Origin of the sequence: Microcoleus sp. OTE_8_concoct_300, assembly GCF_031383065.1 — a bacterium.
Taxonomy (GTDB): domain Bacteria; phylum Cyanobacteriota; class Cyanobacteriia; order Cyanobacteriales; family Microcoleaceae; genus Microcoleus.
Genome location: NZ_JANMZH010000577.1, coordinates 1 through 11,275 on the forward strand (window position 1 = coordinate 1; position 11,275 = coordinate 11,275).

General features: G+C 46.8%; 5 protein-coding genes. All 5 read left to right on the forward strand.

From position 1 onward, the window contains the following. On the forward strand, positions 1-769 hold a 769-nt coding region (locus tag ACUVJL_RS26340), incomplete at its 5' end, for a TIGR03936 family radical SAM-associated protein (protein WP_445248538.1). Between the two features lie 671 nt (positions 770-1,440). Continuing rightward, a complete protein-coding gene (locus ACUVJL_RS26345) occupies positions 1,441-1,569 on the forward strand; it encodes a hypothetical protein (RefSeq protein WP_445248539.1) in 129 nt (42 codons plus the stop codon). 442 nt (positions 1,570-2,011) lie between these two features. Further along, entirely contained in the window at positions 2,012-4,276 is a 2,265-nt protein-coding gene (locus tag ACUVJL_RS26350; protein WP_445248540.1) for an Rne/Rng family ribonuclease, read from the forward strand. Between the two features lies 1 nt (position 4,277). Continuing rightward, positions 4,278-4,964, forward strand: a complete 687-nt coding sequence (locus ACUVJL_RS26355; RefSeq protein WP_445248541.1) for a ribonuclease HII — start codon at positions 4,278-4,280, stop codon at positions 4,962-4,964. A 174-nt stretch (positions 4,965-5,138) separates the two neighbouring features. Then, positions 5,139-11,195: an ATP-binding sensor histidine kinase gene (locus ACUVJL_RS26360; protein ID WP_445248542.1), complete on the forward strand. Its 6,057-nt coding sequence runs from the start codon at positions 5,139-5,141 to the stop codon at positions 11,193-11,195. Positions 11,196-11,275: the final 80 nt, after the last annotated feature.

Here is an 11,275-nt window from a genome sequence, read left to right on the forward strand (position 1 = left end):
TACCGAGCGGAAACAGCGTTTTCGGGTTTGGTTCGGGAAGGTGGGCGATATGGCTTTGGTTGGTCATTTGGATTTGATCCGATTGTTCGATCGAGTAGTCCGCAGAGCGGATTTGCCCATTTCTTTTACGGGCGGGTTTCACCCGAACCCTCGGATTTCTCTGGCAAATGCTCTGCCTCTGGGCGTTACCAGCACTGGGGAAATTGCCGACTTTGAGCTAACTGAGTCGATCTCAGTTGAGAGTTTTCGATCCAAGTTGGCGGCCAAGCTGCCGGAAAATATTCCGATTTACAAGGTTGAGTCGATCGATCTCAAGGCTCCTTCTGCTAGTCAGTTGTTGGAAGCAGCGGAGTACGTAATTACTGTCGCCTCCGCGGGTTCCTTGGCCGTAAATGGCGAATTAGGGCTGGAGAATTCTGCTGCTGTCTCCGTCGCGGATGAGGCCCACTGGGAAGATTGGGTCAAGACGATCGCCCAAACAAAGGCTTTTTGGCGGGTGCACACTACTAAGTCGGGAAAGACGCAGGATGTCAATTTGCGCGATCGGCTGCACAAACTAGAACTTGTAGAGCAGAAATCAGAAAGTAGCACAAGAGCCTCTGGTGGTACATCCGAAGGTAGAGCCGTCTTGCGCTATACCGGGAGTTGTCGCAGCGACGGCAACTTGCTAAAGCCAGAACATATTGTGTTCATGCTCGAACAAGTCAGCCAGCAGGAAATTCAGCTTCTGCAGGTTGAGCGTAGTCAGCTAATCCTGGGTTATGGTTAAGATAGGGAAGCTAAGAGTGGAATATTTCACCTTCGGCTCTCGATCGGGATGTGTCGTTTAACGCTATAATCGCTTGTTATGGAAGCCGCGGCGGCTCGAGCGCTTTAGTCGCTCGCCGCCCTCGTCAACCAGCAACGCGGGCTGGGTGCAAATTGCTTCTGTTCAAGACTTCAAGCCTTTTTGTTGTATACATTCACGGGCTAAATCTAGCGCCAAACCCGCAGGAGCGGGGCAGGAACCAACTTTAGCGATTAATTTCGACCGCTCGACTGGTTGTCGGCCCTCGGCTTACTCAAAAATCTCACGGTTCAAACCGTAGAGCGGGTATTCAACAATAGATTTTTTTGACCCGTCAAAAAACAGAGATAATCCCCCGACAGGAGTCGTGGAGAACCAAAATTTGAGATTTTAGACTAAAGTTCCAGCTCCCAGATTTATCTGTAGAGTAAATCTCAAATCTCAAATCTCAAATCTCAAATCTCAAATCGACTGACCCGTCAAAAAACGGAGATAAGCCCCCGACAGGAGTCATGGAAAACCAAAAATTTGAGATTTTAGACTCTTGTTCAATCTCCCAGATTCATCTGTGGAGTAAATCTCAAATCTCAAATCTCAAATCTCAAATCGACTGACGAGGTTTTAGGGTTGGCAGGGGCGGAGGTTGCAGTCGAATGCCAAACAGGGGCGTGTTGAGTGCGATCGCGCAAGAATTCAACAAAAGTCTAGGCGCTTTCACTCCTACCTACTTTCGCTCAAAACCACCCCTCAACCACCACGCAAGCGGAGTTATCAGTTCGTAGTGTTAAGTTGTGTGTTAAGAAATTGGTACGGTGTCACTGAATTTATTCGCTGAGTTCAAAGGAAGAGTTGTAAGTGTTGAATTTTGAGTATTGATTTCGCAATTCTCAACTCAAAACTCAATATTGCTAACTCGATAAAAGCCTCCTTCTTTCTATCTCTCAGATTTATCTGCTGAGCATAACTCATAACTCTGTACGGGCGGGTTTAACTACTTTATCTGTAACAGTTAACAGTGAACAGTCAACAGTGAACAGTCAACAGTGAACAGTTAACTGTTATCTGTAACAGTGAACAGTCAACAGTTAACAGTTAAATTTCCTTCCACCCTGCACCAACTCACAGCTAATAACTCTTCAAGCTACTACTAATTACAGTCAAAGTCAGAGACACTATGAGTGCGTAAGTATCTCTAACTTGCTGCCAGTTTTGTGAGGAAATTGAATGACAAAGCAGATAGTTATAGCAGAGCAGCATCGCATTGCTGCCGTCTTTTCAGAAGATCAAATCCAAGAACTTGTGGTAGCCACAGGCAGCCACCAAGTCAGCGACATTTACTTGGGAATTGTAGAAAATGTACTTCCCGGGATAGATGCGGCATTCGTCAATATTGGCGACCCCGAACGTAACGGGTTCATGCACGTAACAGACCTCGGCCCGCTGCGCCTTAAACGCTCGGCAGGAGCAATTACAGAACTCCTGACCCCGCAGCAGAAAGTGGTGGTACAGGTGATGAAAGAACCGACGGGCAGCAAAGGCCCCCGGCTGACAGGCAATATTACTCTGCCAGGCCGCTATTTGGTACTGATGCCCTACGGCAGGGGAGTCAATCTGTCACGGCGGATTAAGTCGGAAGCCGAGCGCAACCGCCTCAGAGCCCTGGCTATTTTGGTGAAACCGGCCGGGATGGGGCTGCTGGTACGCACCGAAGCTGAAGGGATGACTGAAGAAGCCATCATGGAAGATTTGGAAGTGCTCCAAAAACAGTGGGAAGCCGTTCAACTCGAAGGCGGTACCTCGCGGGCGCCGGCACTGCTCAACCGCGATGACGATTTTATCCAGCGGGTGCTGCGGGATATGTTCAGCGGTGACGTGAATCGGATTGTGGTGGACTCGCAAAATGGAATTAAGCGGGTGAAGCAGCAGTTGATGAGCTGGAACGGCGGTAAACTTCCTGCGGGAGTTTTGATCGACCACCACCGAGAGCGCGCCTCGATTTTAGAATTTTTCCGCGTTAACGCTGCGATTCGAGAAGCCCTCAGACCGAGGGTGGATTTGCCTTCGGGCGGTTATGTGATTATCGAGCCGACTGAGGCGCTGACGGTGATCGATGTCAACTCTGGCTCCTTTACTCGATCGGCTACGGCTCGGGAAACTGTACTCTGGACAAATTGCGAAGCAGCAACGGAAATTGCTAGACAACTGCGGTTACGCAATATTGCCGGGGTGATTATTGTTGACTTTATTGACATGGAATCCCGCCGCGATCAGTTGCAGGTGCTGGAACATTTCAATAAAGCTCTCAAAGCTGACAAAGCTCGGCCGCAAATCGCTCAACTGTCGGAATTGGGACTGGTAGAACTGACTCGCAAGCGCCAAGGTCAAAATATTTACGAGTTGTTTGGCCACAGTTGTCCTACTTGCAGCGGGTTGGGTCATCTGGTGCAACTCCCCGGGGAAGAAGACTTCGCCGCAGCCGTGCGGGAATCGGGCGATCGCACCGTTGCTACGTCGAACCGCGTTTTGTTGAATTTGCCTGAAGGATTGGAACGCCGCAGCTTGACGCCTGTGGCGGCTGCAACTCCTGCACCAGTGCGCGAAGAACGCCCCCCCGAACCTGCTCGGGCTGCTTGGGAACCTCAGAGCGAAACTGTGGATTTTGAGACCGGCACCAATGCCTCGCCTTTGGACTTGCTCAACCATCCCAGCTATCAGGATTTGGGGAACGGAACCAGACGGCGCCGCCGCCGCCGGATTGGTGAAGAGCCTTTTGCCCTCCCGGTGGAGGAGGAACCGGTGCGCAGCAAGTTGCGCCTGCCAAATACTCCGAGCGCCCCCGTCGCGGATACGCGCTCTGAGTATCTGGCCCCTCCCGGCATCCGGGCCGCTTCCGAGGGCTTCGGGCTGGTGAATATGGCGACTGTTGGCAGGCGCGAGGATTTCGATCGCGTGCGTCCGGCTAAGTCTGAGTTGATGAAGCCGATGGTGGAGCCTCCGGAGGTGATTTCGGTGGAAATGACAGCGGAGGAGCAGGATGTTTATGCTCTGATGGGGGTTTCTCCTTTGGTGCTTACTGATCGCAGCGTCAAAAATCCTAAGAATGCGATCGTTTCGGTGACTCTCCCGGGTGTGGCCCCGAACAAGCCGCCTTTCGAGCAGCTCGAATTTGAATTTGAACCGACGGCGCCTGCTGAGAATGCACAGGAACGGGATTATTATCCAGAAAGGTCGGTAGTTGAGCCTGTATTTTCTGAGGATGATGAGGCCCAAATTTATGGCGAGAGTTCGATCGACCAAACTGATGATTTTGATCGCATGGAGGAACCCAGCGATGTGATGGACGAATCCTATGAGCCGATCGAATCCTATCAGCCGATCGAATCCTATCAGCCGATCGAAGTCAATGAGCCGATCGAACCCAGCGAACCCGAGGAGCCTGCTATCAACCGGCGACGGCGGCGCCGCTCGTCAGCCGTTTTGGATGAGTGATATGAAGTCCGAGGGAAGAAGGAAGAAGTCCGAGGTTCGAGGGAAGAAGGAAGAAGTAGAAATTTTTACTCTATTCCCATCTTTCCATCTTCCCCTTTCCCCCTCTGGCTCGAACCCTCTGGTAATTGCAGGTGTGGATGAAGTCGGACGAGGGGCTTTGTTTGGGCCGGTGGTGGCTGCAGCCTGCATTTTGCCCGACGAAGTTCTCGATGAATTAGCAAGTTGCGGGGTGCGCGACAGCAAGCAGTTGAGTGCCGGAGCCCGGACTCGGTTAGCTGTGAAAATCCGGGCTGTGGCGGTTGACTGTCAAATTGGTGCGGCTTCGGTGCGGGAGATCGATCGCCTCAATATTTTGCAGGCTTCTTTGTTGGCGATGAAGCGGGCGATTCTTAAGCTGAGTGTGACTCCTGATTTGTGTTTGGTTGATGGCAATCAAAGGATTCCCAATTTGTCGATCGAGCAACAGACGATGATCAAGGGTGATGCGCGATCGATTCAGATTGCTGCTGCTAGTATTGTGGCGAAAGTTTGGCGCGATGAATTAATTCTGCGTTTAGCTGTTAAGTATCCTGAATATGACTTGACAAACAACAAAGGATATGGTAATGCTAAACATAAGTTAGCTTTGGAACGTTGCGGGCGATCGGCTTTTCACCGATTATCATTTAGCCCTTGTCGAAAATCTTAAAATAGCGGTGGAAAACTTAGCTAATTCCAGCGCGAGTATATAAAATTTGAAAAACCAAGAATTTCAGATTAATAGTCCTGGGTGTATAAATTCTCTTCTGTAGGGTGCGCAATGCGCACCTTACCGCTTCAGCCTCCAGTAGCATCTATAGAATCTTTATTTAACCTCTTGGGCATGACTAATAATTTGCTAACAATTCCCGGCTATCGCATCATTGAGCAAATCTACAATGGCTCTAGAACACAGGTTTATCGAGGACTTTCTGAGTCAAACCAAAAAGTAATTATCAAACTGCTATTGAGCGAGTATCCCACTTTTAGCGAACTCGTGGAGTTGCGGAATCAGTACACCATTACCAAAAATCTTGACCTTCGGGGAATTGTCAAACCCATTGCACTCTTAAACTACCGCAATGCTTTTGCTCTGGTAATGGAGGATGTTGGCGGTGTTTCCCTTGCTGAGTATACTGCTAAGGCTGAAGCGAAGAATTTGGGCGATCGCCTATCAAGTAATTCTGAGGTTTCCTCCCCCCATACTTCGCCCCTATCGATCGATGAATTTATGCCCATCGCGATTCAGATTGTCCAAACCATAGAAGGACTATATCACAACCGAATAATTCATAAAGATATCAAGCCCCAGAATATTATCATTCACCCTCAAACTAAAGAAGTTAAATTAATTGACTTCAGCATTTCCTCTCTTTTACCCAGAGAAAACCAAGAAATCCAAAATCCAAACGTCTTAGAAGGAACCCTAGCTTATATGTCCCCAGAACAGACGGGACGAATGAATCGGGGTATCGACTACCGCACAGACTTTTACTCGCTGGGAGTCACGTTTTACGAACTACTGACAGGGCAATTACCTTTTAACTCTACCGATCCAATGGAGTTAGTTCACTGTCATATTGCCAAGATTCCAACTCCCCCAATATATCTGGTTCCAGCTATTGGGGTAATGGTGAATAACATCGTTATGAAATTGATGGAGAAAACTCCCGAGTCACGCTATCAAAGTGCTGTTGGACTGCGATACGACTTAGAAAACTGTTGGCAGCAATGGCAAGAAAATGGCAATATTAGCCAGTTTGCCTTGGGGAATAGGGATATTTGCGATCGCTTCGTCATTCCCGAAAAAATCTACGGTAGAGAAACTGAAGTTAAGACCCTATTAGAAGCCTTCGATCGCATCAGTCACCCCACCCTTAACAACGGGGAGCAAGGGAGAGTCGAAATCATGCTAGTAGCTGGCTTTTCCGGTATTGGTAAAACCGTTGTAGTGAATGAAGTTCACAAACCCATTGTCCGCCAACGGGGTTACTTTATCAAAGGAAAATTTGACCAATTCAAGCGTGATATTCCCTTTTCTGCATGGGTACAAGCATTCCAGAATTTGATGCGGCAAATACTCACCGAAAGTGCGGCCCAGGTGCAGAAATGGCAAATCAAAATATTGGAGGCATTGGGTGAAAACGGTCAGGTCATTATTGATGTCATTCCAGAATTAGAACACCTAATTGGCAAGCAGAAAAAAGTACCCCAACTAGAGGGAACAGCCGCTAAAAATCGCTTCAATTTATTATTTCAAAACTTCATCCGAGTGTTCGCAACAAAAGAGCATCCTTTAGTAATTTTTTTGGATGATTTGCAGTGGGCAGACTCGGCTTCATTGAAGCTAATGCAATTGTTGATGAGCGAGACGAATACCCGCTATGTGTTGTTAATGGGAGCGTATCGGGATAATGAAGTTTTTCCAGCACACCCACTGATCCTGACCTTGGATGAGATTCGCAAAGACTCGGCAACAGTCAACCAAATTACTTTAGCACCCCTAGACAAAGCTTCCCTTAATTGCCTGATTGCCGATACTCTTTCCTGTCCACCAGAAAGGGCGATTCCTCTGACAGAACTAATTTTTACCAAAACCAAAGGGAATCCTTTTTTTGCTACTCAATTTCTCAAATTTCTTCATAAAGATGGGTTAATTACGTTTTATCTTACCCCCCCACCCCCCCCTTGGCAAAGGGGAGCAAGGGTGGGGTGGCAATGCGATATTTCCCAAGTTAGGACGCTAGCTTTTACCGATGATGTGGTCGAATTTATGGCGATTCAGTTGCAAAAGTTGCCCGTCAACACCCAGAATCTTCTGAAACTTGCAGCTTGTATTGGCAACCAATTTGACTTAGAAACCCTGGCTATTGTTCATGAAAAATCTCAGAGTGAGACAGCCGCTGATTTGTGGAAAGCGTTGCAAGAAGGGTTAGTTATTCCGATTACTGAAGTTTACAAGTTTTTTCAGGACTCGGAATCATTTGAAGTTGCACAAGCGTCGGAGTTATCGGTTCCCTACAAGTTTTTACATGACCGAGTGCAGCAAGCAGCATATTTTCTAATTCCCGAATCCCAGAAACAGTCAACTCATCTCGAAATTGGGCAACTGCTGTTGAGGAATACTCCTGAAGCAGAAATACAAGAGAAAATTTTTGATATTGTCAACCAGTTGAATATGGGGGTGGAGTTAATTGACTATCAGACTCAGCGAGATCGACTAGCTCAATTAAATTTAATTGCCGGACGTAAAGCTAAAGCTTCAACTGCTTATGCTGCGGCAAATATCTATCTGCAAACAGGGATTGAACTCTTGAGAGCAAACTGCTGGCAGAGTCAGTATGAATTGACCCTGAATCTCTATATTGCTGCCGCTGAAGCTGCCTATTTGAATGGCGACTTTGAGGGAATGGAAGAGATAGCCGCACTGGTGTTGCAAGAAGCTCAGACGATTTTAGATAAAGTTAAAATTTATATAATTCAAATTGCCACCCAGACAGCCCAGAGCAAAATGTTGGAGGCGATCGCCGTGGGCAGAAACGCACTCTTGCAATTGGGGGTTGAACTCCCCACCACACCTGACGAAGCCTTGATAGGAACAGCACTACAAACTCTTGCGGGCCAACTAAGCGGCAAACGAATTGAAGAACTGGTTAACCTGCCAGTGATGACCGATCTTCAGACTCAGGAAATGATGCAACTATTAGGAATGTTACCTGGACCGATTTTCATGGGAAACTCCGGTTTACTACCATTCCTTAGCTCCACTATGGTGAGTTTATCGCTCCAATTTGGGAATGCACCTGCATCGACGGTGGGGTATGCAATTCACGGTATGGTGCTGTGTGGCTTTTTGGGAGAGGTGGAAACCGGCTATGACTTCATACAATTGGCACTCTCCTTACTGGATCGGCTCAATGTACCCGAATTCAAGTCTATAATTCTGCTTCTGTTTGGTGGCTGGATTCAACATCGCCAAGAATCTCTCTTGGCAGCGATACCGACGCTGAAAAATGGGTATATGGCTGGCATGGAAACTGGCGACTTTCTCTACGCTGGCTACAACATAGTTAATTACTTTTTTGCCAAATTTTTTGCTGGGGTAGAACTAGACACTTGGGAAACCGAAATAGTAAGTTACAGCGCAGCCTTGGCTCAGGCGAAGCAATATTCTCATGCTTATTTGGATATGACGCACCAGACGGTGAAGAACTTGAGGGAAGCCCGTATTCTGTCGGATTGCTTAATCGGCCAGAGCTACGATGAAACGGTGATGATTCCTAAGCACCATCAGAACAATGACCTGACGGGGATCGCCCTTGTTTACATCTACAAACTGCTACTTGCTTACTCATGGGGTAATTACACGGCTGCTCTAGACTACATGGCCGCAGCCAAACAGTATTTGATAGCAGCATCGGGATTGGTTTTTATCCCCATTTTCCATTTCTATGCAGCCCTCACCCACCTGGCACTTTTTCCCACACAGCCAGAAACCGAGCAAGCTTCCATTCTAGCCCTCGTGAAAACCCATCAAAGCACGCTGCATCAGTGGGCGCAAAATGCTCCCATGAATTATTTGCATAAATGGTATTTAGTAGAGGCTGAACGACATCGAGTGTTAGGTCAAAATATGGAGGCGATGGATTATTACGATCGCGCCATTAAACTCGCTAAAGAAAATCAGTACATTAACGAAGAAGCACTTAGCAACGAGCTGGCAGCCAAATTCTATTTAGCCTGGGGAAAAGAAAAAATTGCCCAAGTCTACCTAACTGATGCTTACTACGCCTATGCACGCTGGGGAGCCCAGGCAAAAGTTGAGGATTTAGAAAAGCGCTATCTCCAATTACTTGCGCCTATTTTTCACCCTAAAACGAGCTTAAACAGAGGTCATACACTTGCCAAAATGATGACGGGAACTGTTACCAGTACCAGTTCAGGTGTTTCAAAAATTCTGGACTTGGCAACAGTAATCAAAGCATCTCAATCACTTTCAGGAGAAATCAACCTCGATAAGTTGCTCTCCACTTTGATGCAAGTGATGATTGAGAATGCGGGAGCCGAAAAAGGCTCTATGATTTTGATAAAAAGAGATTCTTTCTTCGTCGCGGCTCAATGTGTGAGCGGTAAATCGTGCCACCTGCACTCAACTCTCGTTGTTGACTCTAACGAAATTCCGCTCGCGATTATTAACTATGTCTCACGCACCCAAGAAACTTTAGTAATTAATGATGCGACGACTGAGGCTACCTTTGCTGCTGACTCTTATATCATCCAGCATCAACCAAAGTCGGTTTTATGTCTACCGATTCAACATCAAGGAAAGGTAATCGCCATTCTTTACTTAGAAAATACTCTCGTTACAAATGCCTTTACTCCCGATCGGTTGGCAGTCTTAAATATCTTAGCCTCCCAAGCTGCCATCTCGATAGAAAATGCCCAACTCTATGCCAACTTAGAGGCAAAAGTAGAAGAACGCACCCTGGAATTCCAGCAGTCAGAAGCTCGCTTCCGACAACTTTACGAGCAATCAGCCGATGCTATTCTGCTGTTAGATGGAGGCCTGTTTATCGACTGCAACCCCGCAACGGTCAAAATGATGCGCTGCACTGACAAAAAACAGCTTCTTTCCTTGCATCCGGCTCAACTTTCTCCGGAGATTCAACCGGATGGTAGAGACTCTTTTGAGAAAGCCAAGGAAATGACAGCCATAGCCTTCGAGCGAGGCAGTCATCGGTTTGAATGGATGCACCGTCGCATTGATGGAGAAGAGTTTTGGGTCGAAGTATTGCTGACTGTAATTCCTGTAGATGGTAAGGAAATTCTGCATACGGTTTGGCGAGAAATCGGCGATCGCAAACAAGCTGAATCAGCTTTGCACTCCAAAAATCAGGAACTAAGCGATACTCTCCAACAACTCAAAGCCACCCAAGAAGGATTAATTCAATCAGAAAAAATGGCAGCTTTAGGACAACTGGTTGCCGGAGTTGCTCACGAAGTTAACACTCCCCTAGGTGCGATTCGTTCCTCAGCCGGAAATGTTGCCAAATTCTTGAATCAAACCCTAGAAGATTTGCCCGCACTTTTTCAATCTCTATCCCCAGAAGAAGGGCAGAATTTCTTAGCATTACTTCAGCGTTCCATCCAACAAGAAGCAAGCTTATCAACAAAAGAAGAACGCAAATTGAAGAGAGCTTTGAGAAGCCAACTGGGAGAACTAGAGATTGATAATGCCGATACCATAGCCGATCGCCTAGTAATCATGGGCGTTTATAATGAAATAGATGCCTTTGTCCCTTTGTTGCAAAGATCCGATAGTGTACACATCCTAGAAATCGCCTACAAACTTTCCGAATTAAAAAGAGGCATTGCTACTATCAACACAGCTACAGACAGAGCATCAAAAGTAGTTTTTGCCTTAAAAACTTATGCCCGCTACGAACAATCGGGCGAAAAAACAGCAGCCAATATTACAGAAGGTATTGAAACAATCTTAACCCTGTATCAAAATCTCCTCAAACAGGGAGTTGAGGTCATCAAAAACTATGCCGAAATCCCGCCGATACTGTGCTATCCCGACGAACTCAATCAAGTTTGGACGAATTTAATTCACAATGCTTTGCAAGCAATGGATTATCGAGGCACGCTAACAATTGAGTTAACGGCTCAAGATTACCAGGCTAAAATTAGCATTACCGACAGCGGCCGCGGGATACCTGAAGAGATAAAATCGAAAATATTTGACCCGTTTTTTACTACTAAGCCAGCAGGAGAAGGCAGCGGATTAGGACTAGATATTGTCAAGAAGATTGTTGACAAACATCAGGGAAAAATTGAAGTGGAATCAATTGCGGGCAAAACTACATTTAATGTTTTCCTGCCAATGAGCGCTGTATAAGCAGGCCAAGGATCTCCGAAACGATATAAAGTAGTAAGGAGCGCGAATTAAATAACTTACAATTTTAATTGTTATTGTGG